Origin of the sequence: Alteromonas antoniana (genome assembly GCF_019249295.1) — a bacterium.
GTDB lineage: Bacteria > Pseudomonadota > Gammaproteobacteria > Enterobacterales > Alteromonadaceae > Alteromonas > Alteromonas antoniana.
In genome coordinates this window covers 23,514-38,094 of the sequence record NZ_JAESDH010000035.1, presented here as the reverse complement: position 1 = coordinate 38,094, position 14,581 = coordinate 23,514, and the positions used below count along the sequence as shown (strand labels likewise).

At 40.7% G+C, this 14,581-nt stretch carries 10 protein-coding genes and 1 pseudogene; 4 read left to right on the top strand and 7 right to left on the bottom strand.

The window, feature by feature from the left end:
- Positions 1 to 114: 114 nt before the first annotated feature.
- Positions 115 to 360: pseudogene (locus JKP77_RS22445) on the top strand (IS21 family transposase); the annotation flags it as partial.
- Here JKP77_RS22445 and JKP77_RS20245 read toward each other — a convergent pair.
- The gene (locus JKP77_RS20245) at positions 304 to 1,341 is read right to left on the bottom strand and encodes a tyrosine-type recombinase/integrase (RefSeq protein WP_246601311.1); all 1,038 of its coding nucleotides are present in this window, start codon (positions 1,339 to 1,341) and stop codon (positions 304 to 306) included. The pseudogene JKP77_RS22445 and the gene JKP77_RS20245 overlap by 57 nt on opposite strands.
- A gap of 1,454 nt (positions 1,342 to 2,795) precedes the next feature.
- On the opposite strand from JKP77_RS20245, the gene JKP77_RS20235 reads away from it, so the two are divergent.
- On the top strand, positions 2,796 to 3,743 hold the full coding sequence (locus JKP77_RS20235) for a ketopantoate reductase family protein (protein WP_049588606.1): 948 nt from the start codon (positions 2,796 to 2,798) through the stop codon (positions 3,741 to 3,743).
- Positions 3,737 to 4,564, top strand: coding sequence for a prephenate dehydratase (locus JKP77_RS20230; RefSeq protein WP_049588605.1), 828 nt, complete (start codon positions 3,737 to 3,739; stop codon positions 4,562 to 4,564). The genes JKP77_RS20235 and JKP77_RS20230 overlap by 7 nt, the downstream gene beginning before the upstream one ends.
- Positions 4,565 to 4,586: 22 nt before the next feature.
- On the opposite strand, the gene JKP77_RS20225 is transcribed toward JKP77_RS20230, so the two are convergent.
- The 6 genes from JKP77_RS20225 to JKP77_RS20200 form a co-directional block, all read right to left on the bottom strand.
- Positions 4,587 to 5,162: an antibiotic biosynthesis monooxygenase gene (locus JKP77_RS20225; protein ID WP_338024903.1), complete on the bottom strand. Its 576-nt coding sequence runs from the start codon at positions 5,160 to 5,162 to the stop codon at positions 4,587 to 4,589.
- A 70-nt stretch (positions 5,163 to 5,232) separates the two neighbouring features.
- The gene (locus tag JKP77_RS20220) at positions 5,233 to 6,558 is read right to left on the bottom strand and encodes a DUF1329 domain-containing protein (RefSeq protein ID WP_049588603.1); all 1,326 of its coding nucleotides are present in this window, start codon (positions 6,556 to 6,558) and stop codon (positions 5,233 to 5,235) included.
- 14 nt (positions 6,559 to 6,572) lie between these two features.
- The gene (locus tag JKP77_RS20215; RefSeq protein ID WP_218312985.1) at positions 6,573 to 8,456 is read right to left on the bottom strand and encodes a DUF1302 family protein; all 1,884 of its coding nucleotides are present in this window, start codon (positions 8,454 to 8,456) and stop codon (positions 6,573 to 6,575) included.
- A 44-nt stretch (positions 8,457 to 8,500) separates the two neighbouring features.
- Positions 8,501 to 10,960: an efflux RND transporter permease subunit gene (locus JKP77_RS20210; protein WP_218312984.1), complete on the bottom strand. Its 2,460-nt coding sequence runs from the start codon at positions 10,958 to 10,960 to the stop codon at positions 8,501 to 8,503.
- A 4-nt stretch (positions 10,961 to 10,964) separates the two neighbouring features.
- Positions 10,965 to 11,990, bottom strand: a complete 1,026-nt coding sequence (locus JKP77_RS20205; protein WP_246601310.1) for a WD40/YVTN/BNR-like repeat-containing protein — start codon at positions 11,988 to 11,990, stop codon at positions 10,965 to 10,967.
- Positions 11,991 to 12,312: 322 nt separating this feature from the next.
- The gene (locus JKP77_RS20200; RefSeq protein ID WP_218312983.1) at positions 12,313 to 14,010 is read right to left on the bottom strand and encodes a sigma-54-dependent Fis family transcriptional regulator; all 1,698 of its coding nucleotides are present in this window, start codon (positions 14,008 to 14,010) and stop codon (positions 12,313 to 12,315) included.
- A 311-nt stretch (positions 14,011 to 14,321) separates the two neighbouring features.
- Between JKP77_RS20200 and JKP77_RS20195 the strand changes: the two genes are divergently transcribed.
- Positions 14,322 to 14,579 (top strand): phenol hydroxylase subunit, encoded by a 258-nt coding sequence (locus JKP77_RS20195; RefSeq protein ID WP_049588599.1) that lies wholly within the window; start codon positions 14,322 to 14,324, stop codon positions 14,577 to 14,579.
- Positions 14,580 to 14,581 lie beyond the last annotated feature (2 nt).

Here is a 14,581-nt window from a genome sequence, read left to right as displayed (position 1 = left end):
GTACGTCTTTTTGTTGCCATCAGTAAAGTCTCCGTTAGTAAAATCTACGGAGGCTATTTTACGGAGTAGCTAAATCTGGGGAAGACGGCCTATATTGATCGCTTACGTTATCACGCACAAATCTTCGTTGCGACCTTAGGCGCAACCAACTACACCTATGTTGAAGCTGGTCGCTCACAACGTGAAGAAGACTGGATAATGGCGCACGTAAGAACGTTCCGCCACCTTGGCGGTGTACCCCGTTTACTTGTGCCGGATAACCTGAAATCGGCCGTTACCAAAGCCCACCGCTACGCGCCTACGCTAAATGAAAACTATGCCAAAATGGCGCGGCATTATGGCTGTGCCATTGTGCCTGCCCCCGGTGTGACGCAAGTAATGTGTCGTTGCTTCATTTAATTTCTGTGCGGCTTCTACTCCATGTTCAGACTTCATCTTGTCGAAAGCCTCATCAAAAACATGCTGTACAAGCCTGGAAATTTGACGACTCGTTAAACCACCGCGACCGCGAATTTTTTCGACCAAAACGGTTTGTTCACCTTTGGATGGTAACGGTGACAGTCCACGCCATTCTCTATATCGTTTCAAAAACGTGAGATAACCCGGTGGTACCGTGATATCTCTAATCTTTTTGCCTTTTCCATAGGCCTTAAACCACCAGTTATTGTCCTCATCAGTCCAAAAATGGCTCATTAACGGTGTCCAGTCTTGGCGCTCTGAAAGCTCTGAAAGCCTCAGAAATAGGGTTTTCATGGTAGCAATAACGAATAAATTGCGTTCCACAAGCGGATCGTTATCTGCCATCTCAACCGCAGTATCCAAGAGATATTGCCATTGCTGCTCCGTTAATCGACTGATCGTTTTCACCTGACTGTCTTTAATCATATATTTGCAGTCACGTTTTGCTAATGGAATAGGATTGCCGAAACAAATTTCTTCATCGATGAGATGACGGTAAAAAGAACTTAATGCCACAAAGGTAGATTCGAGGGTTTGCAATGACGGTTGGTACTTTTTCGGATCGAGCACTCTTTCCTTATCGTATTTTGGCGGCGTTTGTCTGAACGGCGTCCACTTAAGGTTTGAAGCAAAATATCCGTTATTGAGGCTAAATCGATCATGGAGCTGCGTACTTATCCATTTAACTGGTGGCGCCACACAAAAATCAATGTATCGCAAAATATCTGCTTTACGTAAGTCGTCTACTGGCTGCTTATCCACCATGAAGACCCACAGTAGAAACTTTTCGATGTCATTTCGAAAACGCACATACGTGTGCTGTGATTTGTTGCGACCGATATATAAAAGATATTCTTTCGCCCAGTCCCAGTGCTGTCTCATCCATATTGGTTGCTTATCTAAGAATGAACTTAGTTGTGGATAGTCAGACAGACTGAGCTCTGCCAGCTCAGTATACGTGGGAAACAACGGTGTAGGTTTTGTGATTGCCAAGAGTGTTGTGATTGTTAGTTAAGATGCAAACACTATAACTTACCTGCATACGTTATGTCTAATACTGAACCGTATTAGACATAGGGGTGGGTGGGTTCTTACTGGCGTTAATAATCAACTCATTTCTTAAGTACAAAGATAAGTTGAATTTGAAATGGCAAGGCGAATATCGCTTTGGTTTAACTTGGATAGCGGTTCGAGGTGTGAGCCTACAAAAGTCATTTGAATACCTACGCTGTTCTTCAGTTAGTTGCAGGTAAAGAGATTATGGTTACCTATGACAGCACACCGTGTTATCTGATTTGGGACACAACCTTCGATAAGTGTAAGAATCCCAACTGAAGCAAAATTTATAGCACCTCAATGTGCGCACGGATGGAATTGATACTGTTTTTATCAGTCACTTCCATAGTGATCATATGGGTGGACGTACATAGCAAGAAAATAGCAGTATACGCTTTAGTTTTAGCAAGCTAGCACCGGTGAATATGTCTATTTTTGCCCCCTGCCCGATTAGCTATCCCGACACTGATTTATCTACCATCGAAAAGCCGTCGCCCCCCATGGATTTAGTGGCGTCAACGGTCCCCAATCCTCGATAACTAATCTTAGACTTTGTTGACGAGCATGCCTTGGTCATCCATCTAGAAAACAAAGGACTCGTGGTGATTGTAGGGTGTGGTTATCAAAAACTGACTGTGCTGATAATCTATATTGAAATACATTTTGAGGGTCTTCTATATGCGTTATCCGGCGACGTCCATTTTCCACTTGAGACAGGTCGCTGTATATTATTGTTATTGACATACAGCAGCTTTTGGCGTCAATAACCGGGTTATTTTCCACTATCATTAAACAAGGTGTGCTTGATGATATCGCGTTGATGTCACTAAAGTTCGACATGGTTGCGATAAGTGCTACGATACAAGCAAAGATATTGCTCTTAGAGAAGCATTTAACCGTGACGCCACCCTCTTTGATTAATGGACAAGATTTCGATTTCCAAAGGCAACGAGCCTTAACTTCAACTAGGTTTTGGTAGCAACCTAAGGTGTATAGCAATTTTACTATTTGATGAATATTTACCATAAGAAGAGTATTTTAAACCATATCGGTGTAATAACACGGTGCACTTTTTACATTTCTCTTTGTTAAATTAAGCACTGAATTCAGAATAAATGCGGTCTACACCAAAAAGACCTTTGCTAGGAAGAATTTGGCATATTACATGCTTCCTCCCCTACATCATACTTAGATTTGATACTTCCAAGATGACTCTTTCACGATTAATTGTATCGAGCAACTTAATTTAGTATCGAACGCATACAAACTAGTGTAGGCATATGAATATTTTAATTTTAGGGTGTGGTGCGATTGGCGGGTTTTACGCTAGCCGTTTACATAAATGTTGCAGGTCTATTACTGTAACTGCTAGAGGAAAGCACCTTGAAGCAATTCAGCGAAATGGTCTCAAGGTTATACATGACGAAGAGGAAAGCATTACACTTCTCAATGCGGTCAATCATAAAGAGCTAACTAATAATTTTCAAAGCAACCAGTTCGATCTAGTAATCATCAGCCTCAAAGCAAATCAGGTTTTCACTGCAATAACAGAACTTGGAAACTGGTTAAAATTATCAAAGTGTCCGATATTATCGCTACAAAACGGTGTTGACAGCGAGGCGGTTTTGGCTGACACCTTCGGCGAAAATAGAGTTTGGGGTGGTATGGCGATTAAGATAGGAGGAGAAGTTATTGAGCCCGGCGAAATAATATCAACGGGTATAGCAAAAATCACCTTCGGTCCATGGCCAGTCGTCAAATCTGGCCAACAAATGCCTTATCAACTGACAAATTTTGCAAAATATTTAGCGCTCGCGAATATTCCATTTGAGCTAACTTCAGATATCCGCCTTGAATTGTGGAAAAAACTTGTCATTAACAATGGTGTGAATCCGTTGTCGGCCATAACTGGCTTGAATACACTCGAGCTAACTCATAATCCTTTATATGTAACCATGATACAAAACGCTATGAAAGAAACCGTAGAGGCTGCACGTTATGATGGAGTAGAATTGACGCACCAAGATATAGATAGCTTATTTGATTTGATTAAAAATTTTTCGGCAATTAAAACATCGATGTTAATAGATAAGGAGAAAGGTAGAGAACTTGAACTAGATGCCATTGTGGGAGCTGTTATCAAAAGGTGTCAAAAACAGGGGGTACCCGCTCCTCAAAATCAAGAGTTTTCGCGTAGTCTCACAGAGTCAGTAAGGTATGAATGTTGAGGATAGTGACCTTAGGTCCAGCTGGCACATTTTCTGAACTTGCCACGAAAAAGTTTATTCAACAACAGTCAGCTATTTGTGATGTTTATTTTTTGCCTACGATTAGAAAAGCCCTTCATGAAATAGGGCAATCTTGTGATATTGGCATCATACCTATTGAGAATTTTTCTGAGGGTTTCATCGCGCTAGTGCTAGATCTTTTAGTAGAGCTCGATTTATGCATTATTGATGAAGTGATGCTCCCTATCGAATTTTCATTTGTTTCAAATGCAAAACAAATTAAGGACATAGAGCAACTATTCGTCCAATTTGTAGCACAAGGTCAATGTTTGGAATTCATTCAAAATTTAAATAAAGTAAACATTCATTTAACAGAAAGTAACATTGAATCCCTTGAGAAATGTATTGACGCAAATGATAAAGCAGGTGCAATTGTTCCCTCTGGATCATTTAGCCCACAAGACTTCGCGTCTACGATAAACAAAGTGAATGACTACGATAATAACCAAACACGCTTTTTAGCACTGAGTAAAAAACCACTTTACACAAATCCAAAGCTTGCAAATAAGACCAGTATTATTGTGCTAGATGATGACGATCATCCTGGCCTGTTAGGGGAAGTACTTCAATCATTCTCTGCACGCAGAATCAATTTAACAAACATCATTTCTCGCCCTACTCGTAAGATGTTTGGCAAGTATCATTTTTTTATAGAGTTTGAAGGTAACCAGCAGGACGCTAATGTAGCCGCTGCTTTAAAAGAAGTTAGCAAAAGAAACAAAGTAAAAATGCTCGGATCTTATAAAGCCGCGACACTATAAATGCTATTTGTAAAACGACTTTTTAGACGTCACTATCTTCAGGTGTTGATTTTGGGTACAACCAAAAAGCAAAGCGTTTGGTCATAAAGGGCATCAATAAATAAGTCATCAACACAATCACTAATGCAGTCACCATAAATATCCTAATAAACATTGGAAACTCTATCAACCACGATTCGAATAACCAAAATATAAGGGGCACAGCGGGATAAAGTGCCAGCCAACTAATCAGTGACATTTTATACCGTGGAGGAGGTGTAATGGGATTTGTTGAAGGTAGCGTGAACCAAGTTATCAAGCCAGACACCTGTTCCCTTTCACTTGTTGTTATCAATAAATCTTCAATTTTCTCCAATATCTCAGCTCTTTGCGAGGAGCCCTCCCACTCCTGCAAACTATTCATATCTTGGAACTTAAACATAATTCGATATTCTGGGTCAATGCTAGACGAGGGCTTAAACAGCGTTGTCCCCAAGTAGCCCGGAAACCTGCTTGCTCGTTCGGTCATTTCTGATGTAAGAGATTCAAACTCTTTCACCATTTCAGGCTTAACACGACGCGAGATTATGACCGTGATAGGTTCTTTGTTTTCTACCACTTTTTACCTCTTACTTTGATATGAAAAAAAGGGGCTGCTAATGCAAGCCCCAAACGGTTGGAGTAATTAATTAACTTCCTGTGGCACGCAAATGCTGAACACTAAACATACTGGTTGGAGACAGTTCCGGATCCACTTGACCTTTAAATTGACCGGTTGTGCAATGATTAGCTTGTACGTCTATCATGCTAAATGCATCATCGATAGATACACCTGAGCCTTTATTCGCTGGCAAGTGATGATCAGGGTGTGCTTGACCAATTGTAAAGGTTTTCCACATTGTACCTTTGCGGTCATATGATACCGTCCTGGGTATAGTAAATGTTTGAGCATCCATAAAGTGTACACGTTTTGACAATGGATGAGATTCATTTACCGGTCTTGCTTCTACTTCATATACCTTGCGTAATTGCCACGTAATGTTAGGGAAGCATCCACCCTTACCACCAAAAGCAACGACTTGATAACCATCATCATCTTCATGTGTTTCAGCATCTAAGGTTAGCTCGTTGTGATTAAAAAACGGCATAAGCATATAGCGTGTGGATTTATACTCCCAATTCATATCAGAGATGCGCCCGTTATATCCTTCAAAATCTTCAATCATCAAATCAGAACCAAGGAAGGCGTCAGTTACCTGACCTGTTGCCAATCGTCTAACTCTGCGTTGGAAGCCAAGGTATAACCACGAATTATCGCGTTTCAAGTCATCAGCCGCACGATGGATCAGTAACTGTGTGTTACGCACATCATCAGGCGCTAATACTTGCACGTATATAGATCGGAATAAATCAGAAGGGTTTGGTGTAATTTCAGGAGTAGGCTTTTGATTTACTCGTCCTTTAAAATTCAAAAAGTGAAAATTAAACTTTATCGTACGCTCTACTTTTGCAGATTCCATATCCCGATATTTCCAATAGAATGGTGCTATGGCAGCGCTGTCTCCCCAGTTGTATCCATACTTATAGTTCCACGCGAGTTTTTCACCTGCACGAGGATCATCTTTGCTCGGTTCATCAAGGAAAGGTCTTCCTGCTTCCCAACCGTTAATTTCACCTACTTTTTCACCCAAGCTTACCTTGCCATAACCTTTTTGAGTGGCGTCTATATAACTTTGATGTAGCGCAAATGAAGTCGTGTCGCCAACCACTATTTGCGTCCAACCTTTTTCAATAAATGAGTAAAAAGCAGGGTCAATAACATCTTTAAACTGCGCAACATTAGATTGATCGATAATCAGACCTGCTGTTAAGGAATCATACGCTGGTTTATTTTCAGCATATGGAAAGAAGGATTGTTGAACCACTTCATTTGATGCCAATGCGGGTGTTGCTAGTGCAAGATTGGACATAATCGCAGCGATGCTGAGCTTTATGCCTAAAGTTAGTATTTTCATGTTGTTATCCTCTTTTAGAAACTATAACGAAGGGTAAATTGAAGCTCATCTTCTTCTTGAGCCATACCAATTGGACCAGATTTAAAGCGCCCTAAAGGTTCGAAACCACCTAGACCGAGGGTAGACCCAATGGCGTGTTCAGGAAAAGCAGCAGTAAATGGCGTCCAAGGGTTACATGAACGGCAATCGTCAAATTTGCGAGCCCCTGTTCCAAATTTAAAGTTTACACCTCCAGTGAATTTCAAATTGTCACTAACTATCCACTCAACCGACATTGCTACTGCTGTCGCGCCGGCCCTAAAATCATGTGCACTGATAATTTGAGGGCTTAATCGGTCGTTCATCCACCAACCTTTTATAAGCAAAGTAGCCGTCCAATTTTCTTCCCAATCGGGTATGCCAGCTGCTCCTAATAAACGTTGTTCTTGCTCATAGTCCAAAATATGCTGACCAAATACTTGACCAGAGAACAGGAACGCACGCTTATCATTTAAGAAAGGAATAAAGATATTTTTATCTGCGCCAATCACATAACGCAGTACATCGGATTCTGAGAACAACTCACTTCTAAGTGTATTAGCAAATTCCTCGCCTGAAGTGTGTGCAGCTTCTACTCTAAAGACGGTGTCAATACCTTGTGAGTAGTAGTCCATTGAACCACCGAGCAAAGTTACGCGTGGAAAATCGATATCAAAAGCAATGAGTGCGGGCCATACAGCAACTTCACCCGTGAATCCGTTTTGTGCTTCTATCCCCCCTCGCAATGAAGGCATTTGAGAACGATACGATAAGGCGTTTAATGAAAACCCCAGATCCCCTAAAACCCCTTCAAATTTTAAGCCGACTTGAGTGTTAGAAAGACTCCAATTTGGTAAGTTGGCTTGGCGTATGCCGATTTGACCTGGACCAAAGTCAGTTGCAGCGACTCCCCCAGCAAAGTTTGCTACTGTCCCACCATTTTCCCATAGGTTATTCATTCCCCTGAAAAAACAACCCGCATCTACAATTACATTGGGCTGACCACATTGGCCTAAATCATTAGGACGGAAACGGTCAAAGTTCCAAATTAATTGTAAATTCAAATCATCAAACGTCTCAGTAGCACCCATTCGATAGTCAGTTTTTAAAATCCACATGGGGATTCTTATATCTTCTAACTCGTCGTAAATATTGTTTCGCGAATAATCTACAGGGTTAATTACATCAAGCACTCTGAACAAGTCGGTTCTACCCCAAATAACTTGTTGCTTACCTAAACGAGTACTAATGATGTGCCCATTGTCTAGATTGAAATCAAAATCTACATAGAGTTCGCGAATAAAATCTAAACGGTCATTTAGCTCTTGAGATCTTAGTTCTTGAATATCGCGAGACAAGTAACCTGAAATACAACCTCTTGCATCAGTGTCACAAGGTCGTATTGGCACACCAAAAGCTACACCACCATCAGTTTCGTGAAGATGTTCACCAAGTACAACCATGCCTTCATTCGGATTATTGGCGGTATCGAAGGAAAATGGTAGTGCTAAACCTTCACCAAAAGGCACTGTGGATCCTAGCCCTGCAGCAGTATTTTCTAAAGAAATTGCTCGACCAGCCTTTTCACCAAAGTCTTCGTCATTTAAGTCGTAGACGCCATCATAACTGAGACGAAACGTCCCACTTAAGGAGATATTGTTAAAAGACCCAGATGATTTAAAGGTTTTTTCTGCTTCTATCTGTAGTGTGTTTCGAAATTTTGATAATCCTACATCTTTACGCAAATATGTTGCGTTTTCGATGAATGCGTTGACCCGAACTTCTTCTGCAAAGGCACTTTGCTGAAAAGTAGGTAAAAGGGCAAACCCTAGTGCTACTTTAAGCATCGTACATCTTTTTAGCTGTGTGTTTTTGAGCATGTTATATCCTCTCTTATGTGCTAAAAGAAACCAAGAAACTGCAATCAGTTTTGATTTCCGTTAATTGCTCCGCCAAACGCTGTGGGTGATGACAGATCAGCAGGATTTGCGTCAACTGTTTTAGCGTCGGCATGCAATACACCGTCTTCATCGCTATACACATTGACAATAAATTTAGGTTTAAAAACCAATACCCAAGAAGGCACCAACAGCATGGCGGCAAAGCCATTGATTACAATCATCACACACAGTAAAAGGGCAGCGTCAGATTGAAACCTCAATTCTGAAAGAATGACCCACATTACGATGCCTGCGATTAAGGTAACGGCTGTGAAACTAATGGCCATTCCAGTGGTGGCGATTGATTGGCGAACTGAGTCAAAAAGGTTGCCCGTTTTGGCCATAAACTCACGTATTCGGTCCATCATGTATATGGAGTAATCGATACCCACGCCGATACCGACTGCAACCACTGGCACGGTATTGATATCAATGCTCATGCCGTAAAGTCCCATATAGGCATAAGTTAAAATTGATGCAAAAAGCATAGTTGCTAACATCATTAAACCAGCGTGCAAAGAAGCATAAAACAGCATGACAAAAGCAAAAATCAGCACAAAAACAAGTGGCAAGACAATAATATTGGTTTCAAATGCTGACTCATTCATCGCTGCTGCGACCCCTATGGTTCCGCCAGCAAGACGAATTTTTAGTCCATCCACATCATTGCCATGCTCATCAATCCATGTCTTTGCCATATGAATGGCACGGCGAATAGTTTCACCCTGCCTGTCTTTGTAATAGAAAACCAAGTTAGCAATGCGGTCATCGGTATCATTAAATTCGTTTAGTGCACCGGGAATTGGACTAGACGCCATGTATGTAAACATCAAACCACCAACATAAGATGCGTCATGGGGGACTTGATACCAACGCGGGTCATTATTGTGCATTAGTCGGTTAACTTGCTGGACAAGATCGGTTAGACCTTTACTTCCCCCTACATCTGGATCAGATAACATGTGTGATTGCAGTGAAATCAGTGATTTCAGCACCTCGGGTCGCTTTAACCCACCGTTGGTATCAGTTTCAGCAATAATGTAGAGTTCTTCAGAGCCTGGAAAACGTTCATTTACGGTCCGTGAAGAAACATTGTAATCGTGATCAGGGTATAAAATAGGAGAGCCCGGCTCTGAATCTCCAATTTGGACTTGAGACGCAGCAAATAAACCAACCATGATAAAAGCTAATGCACCTAAAAGGAGTCTTGGTGCGGCGTAAGGGCTAGTCACTATTCGCGAACAACTCGAACCGATGTAACGTAGGAATGTCTCTTTGATTTCTGAGTTTCTTGGTGTTGGTAACACAGAAAGTAATAAGGGCACACCAATCAAGACCGTTAATACTACTGTAATGGCCCATAAGGATGCATAAATACCAAGATGTGTATTTAACGGGATAGAGCCGACTGCAATTAATAATAGACCGACTGCATCAGAGACAACGCCTAAAGTACCCGGTCTAAATAGGCTATCGAATGTAGCTTTCGCGGCTTCACTGCCCTTTGCGTATACTTTTAATTCAGCATAATATCTCTCAACTAACTGTACGCCGTGACTCATCGCTCTAGCTGCTATTAAAAAGGGGATCACTAACCCAAGTGGATCAAGGTTGTAACCCAATAGACTTATAATCCCTAGGCCCCATATGGTTGAGATTAGTACTCCGCCAAGTGGTACTAGAACGCCATAAGCCTTGCGAAAATGGAATACTAATAGCGCTAACATTATTAGGATTGTAAAAATAAATATTTGAAGGATTTGCTCCAAGTAAGTATAAGCCCAACCGACTAATACAGGCTGTCCAGTGGCGTATATGGTGACGCCCGTTTGACTTTCTTCACTAATAATTTGTTGTAATTGCGTGAAGGTTTTTTCGTAATCTAATTGCCCTTCAATTAGCTGTGCTTTTACCAGCGCCATTTTAAAATCAGGTGCAACCAACGGACCATATACTTGGGGGTTTGCTGCGACGTTGTCTCGCATAACCTGTAATTCAACAGAACTATATTCACCATATGTTGAATCGTAATATGGCTGCGAATTGATACTCCCCACCTCTGTCAACCAAATATGCCGTGAATTTCGATGGGTTAGACTTGCAACGAGGTTGTGGTTTACACCAGGTAGGTTGTCTACCGCCAGAGTAACTCTATCTAAGATAGCTAAATTCTCATTTGAAAATAAATCGCCATCGCTAAATTCAACCCCCACTACCAACACATTAGCGCCACCAAAACTGTCTTTAATACTATTATGCAGTTGGATATACGGATGCTCTTGTGGTAACAAATTGGCAAAATCCGTGTAAATTTTTAAGGCAGGAATGCGACTTAAAAAGAAAACCGTTAACAAGATAATTCCACTTAGGACAATGTGCGGGTGCTTGAAAATACTGGATTCTATATTGTGTAATAAATGTGTAAACCGATGCTTAGGTGTCATCTTCTTATTCCGTTTCATTAACAAGTAACGCTGTAATACTAGGGTCGATTTTCATGAACATCCCACGTCCTCCAGCAACCAATAAGTTGTTGTTAAAAGATAAAGAGGCACGCAAATAGACTGGGGCAGTAGCCGACTGTATTGTTTTCCAATGGTTATCAGTGAATTTCAATACTGTGGCGTTGTCACCTAATGCAAAAAGATCACCATTTACATTCTCGAATTGATAAATTGGTGCGGCGCTATCTGCGTTTTGCTGCTGCCAAGTGCTCCCAGAATCGTTAGTGTAATAAATGAAACCGTTGAGTCCTCCCACCCAGCCTTGTGAAGTGGATGTGAAATGTGCAGCATGAGGATAAAACTCATCCGGCATAAAACCGCTGATTGTCCAAGTTCTACCGCCGTCATTGGTTACCAAAAGCATGCCAAACTCTGCTGTAGCAACCGCTTCATGTGCTGAAAGAAAGAATAAGTTGGTAATAACTGCGTCTTCTTCTAATGAGCTAGATTGCCAGGTGAGTCCCTTATCATTTGACCTCAAAAAAGTAGAGAATCCGCCGGCTACCCACCATTCACCGTTGGGTGCGCAATCGACAGTCATTAATTGCTCTTGAGTATCAATTTGAATAGATGACCAATCGTCACCATTGGAGCTTGATACCCAAATATGATTATCGAATGAAAGCGCTATAAAGGTTTCGTCTGGACAAGTATCAATGGCAAGTAACGACGGCTTTTCATTTAAAATCTTACGATTCCAGGTTGTCGTGTCACTGCTGGTTAAAACAACGCCATTCGTGCCAACTAATACTGCGATTTCTTCATTACTAGCAAAGGCTTGATAGAAGTCAGTTCGTTGCATAGGTTGTTTAAGTTGCGAAGAAACTTTGTCCATTACTAAAGGGGCTTCACAGCCTGGTAAGAATATAGCGCCTATAATAAAAAACACTGCAAACACTCGAGTTTTATAGCGCGAATTCAAATTGAGTGGCGTGCCGATATGAATGAATTTTTTGGATAGCATGATCATTGTATTTTTTAATTAACATAAAAATCACAGTTGCAAAGGGTATGCCATTAACGGGGGCGTAAGTGCACCCAGAAATACACTCTAAATATCAATGACTTATATTTTTTATTTATAAAATGGGCAAGTGTGGCAAGAAATCCAGACTTTAGATGTTAATGAAATGATAAATGAAATGGGGTGCGGAAAATGAGAAATAATTAGTTTTAATCATATGGTAACTACTTGATATGAATGTATTCCTCCTTTGGCTAAACTCTTGCTTCCGATGATTTACATTTGTTTAAAGAGAGATTTAGCCAATAGGTGAATTGAGAAGATTAACTTATTCGATTATTCCGTGTTTCTTTAGACGATAAGCAAGTGCTGGACGCGTTACTCCTAACAATCTCGCTGCTTTTGAAATATTATCCTTGGCTTTTGCCATTGCACTTTCAGTCAGTATTTTTTCAACAGCATCTAGGCTTATTTCTCTTTCAAGAATTTCATCTATCCAATTGTCCTTTTCTTTCTCACTCGTCTTTACTACTGCACCATTTGAGTAAACGTGATCTTCACTATTTGTTTGAAGCTGTTCAATAGTTGATGAAAATAACGAATCGACTGATATCGTTTCATTACTGTCAGTTAAAATTACGCCTCTTTCAATTACGTTTTCTAACTCTCGTATATTACCCGGCCAAGAGTATTTAGAAAGATAGTCCCACGCCTTATCAGATAGACCTAGTGTTCTCTTTGAATAGTCGTCATGAAATTTCTGTAAAAAATGCTCAACAAGCAAGGGTATATCGTCTATGCGATCGCGCAAAGGAGGTATTTTTACGGGGAACACACTCAAGCGGTAATAGAGGTCAGCACGGAACTTTCCATTATTAACCGCTTGCTCCAAAGATTCGTTAGTTGCAGCAATCACTCTTACATTTACATTATGTATTTGTGACCCCCCTACTCGTTCAAGTTCTTGTTCTTGCAGGACTCGTAGCAAAGAGGCTTGTGCCCGAGGGGTTAACTCAACAACCTCATCTAGAAAAATAGTTCCCTTATCCGCCCTTTCGAAACGTCCGGCCCGAGACTGTGTAGCACCGGTAAATGCACCTTTTTCTACGCCAAATAACTCTGCTTCAATAAGGTCTTGTGGGATTGCTGCGCAATTAACCGCTATAAACGGTTGTTCAGCTCGTTTGCTGCGTAAATGCACACTGCGGGCAATGACCTCTTTGCCTACTCCTGTTTCACCAAGTAACAAAACGGATACTTTTCCTTGAGCTGCTTTATCAATTTTCATACATGCTTCTTTGTATGAAGCTGACTGGCCTATTCCATAGTATTGGCCTTGTTGACGTTCCAGATTGCTACGAAGAGAATTGACTTGAGACTGCAAACTATATAGTTGCTCAATAATTGGTTCAGCTTTAAAGTATTGCGAGAACTCTTCATGGTCTTCCCATTCTTTTGCTGGTTTTCCAACTATAAGACAACGCTCGTCACCGCAACCTCTACAGCTAACTTCTCGAAAAATGATCTCACGCCCCATGAATGCAGAGGTAAACGCGCAAGCATAACCCAGTAAAGACCAACACGCAGGTTCATCCATTTGACCAAGCTCGGTCTGCACGACTTCAACTTCCCATGAATTAATCCATTCAAATTCGGCGTAAAAATGTCCAGTTTTTTGATCGATGTCTAGTTTGATAGGATTGGGTTTTACCATTCCCTTGATTGAATGCAACTGTGGTCCGGTTAGATATATATCTATATCTTTAGAGGTTGGCCGCAGACGTCTAGAGAGTTCAGCATCTCGTATGCCAGCTTGATACCCTAATCTTAAAAAAAAGCCTTTCGCTCGCTCTATGCCGATACTGTTTAGCAACTCCCTCCTAAAAGCAGCCATAGCCGACACATGCATTAGAAGCATTCTCTGCTCACCAAACCAGACCTTGCCGTCTTCATAACTGAATTTAATAAGATCAGTTAAATCTTTAATGTCTGTTTCACCTGTATCGTTTCTTTGAGCAATACTCATAAACATCCTATAAAATAAGGTAACTTCATTTAAGTTGATGTTTTATCAACTTAAATGGCTATTCATACATCGAAAATACTACACCTTATCCACATACTTTTTAACCATTTGATAAATATAATACGCGTATTTACTAAATCATTAACATTAATTTGAGTTTAAAACACTATTACCACCCTCAAAAAAAGAAGTATTACTCTTTATAAACAGTAAGTTAAAAAACCCTTTTCAATCTGAAAAACTTCATTGGCACAGCTGTTGCTCTACAAAGTTTTAACAATTTAAAAACATAGTCAAGGCAAATGAATAACATGATTTCTAATTTAGACAAAAATAAATTTAATGCATTGGCCCGTTATGTTCGAGTGCGCAGTGCTCCTGAAGATAAATTCGTCGAATTCGACTTTGCAATTGAACATCCCGACCTGTTTGTTGAGCTAGTTCTTCCTAAAGAAGCCTTTGAGATATTTTGCAAGCACAACAACGTTATTCATATGGATGCTGCCATGGCGAAAAAGATAGACGATGACAACCAAAAGTGGCGTTTTGGCGACACCAAAAAGATTTAGAT

Bases quoted from the DNA above. Each gene is read 5' to 3' on its own strand.
- JKP77_RS20245 (WP_246601311.1), bottom strand. From the start codon at position 1,341: ATGAGACAGCACTGGGACTGGGCGAAAGAATATCTTTTATATATCGGT.
- JKP77_RS20235 (WP_049588606.1), top strand. From the start codon at position 2,796: ATGAATATTTTAATTTTAGGGTGTGGTGCGATTGGCGGGTTTTACGCT.
- JKP77_RS20230 (WP_049588605.1), top strand. From the start codon at position 3,737: ATGTTGAGGATAGTGACCTTAGGTCCAGCTGGCACATTTTCTGAACTT.
- JKP77_RS20220 (WP_049588603.1), bottom strand. From the start codon at position 6,558: ATGAAAATACTAACTTTAGGCATAAAGCTCAGCATCGCTGCGATTATG.
- JKP77_RS20215 (WP_218312985.1), bottom strand. From the start codon at position 8,456: ATGCTCAAAAACACACAGCTAAAAAGATGTACGATGCTTAAAGTAGCA.
- JKP77_RS20210 (WP_218312984.1), bottom strand. From the start codon at position 10,960: ATGACACCTAAGCATCGGTTTACACATTTATTACACAATATAGAATCC.
- JKP77_RS20205 (WP_246601310.1), bottom strand. From the start codon at position 11,990: ATGATCATGCTATCCAAAAAATTCATTCATATCGGCACGCCACTCAAT.
- JKP77_RS20200 (WP_218312983.1), bottom strand. From the start codon at position 14,010: ATGAGTATTGCTCAAAGAAACGATACAGGTGAAACAGACATTAAAGAT.
- JKP77_RS20195 (WP_049588599.1), top strand. From the start codon at position 14,322: ATGATTTCTAATTTAGACAAAAATAAATTTAATGCATTGGCCCGTTAT.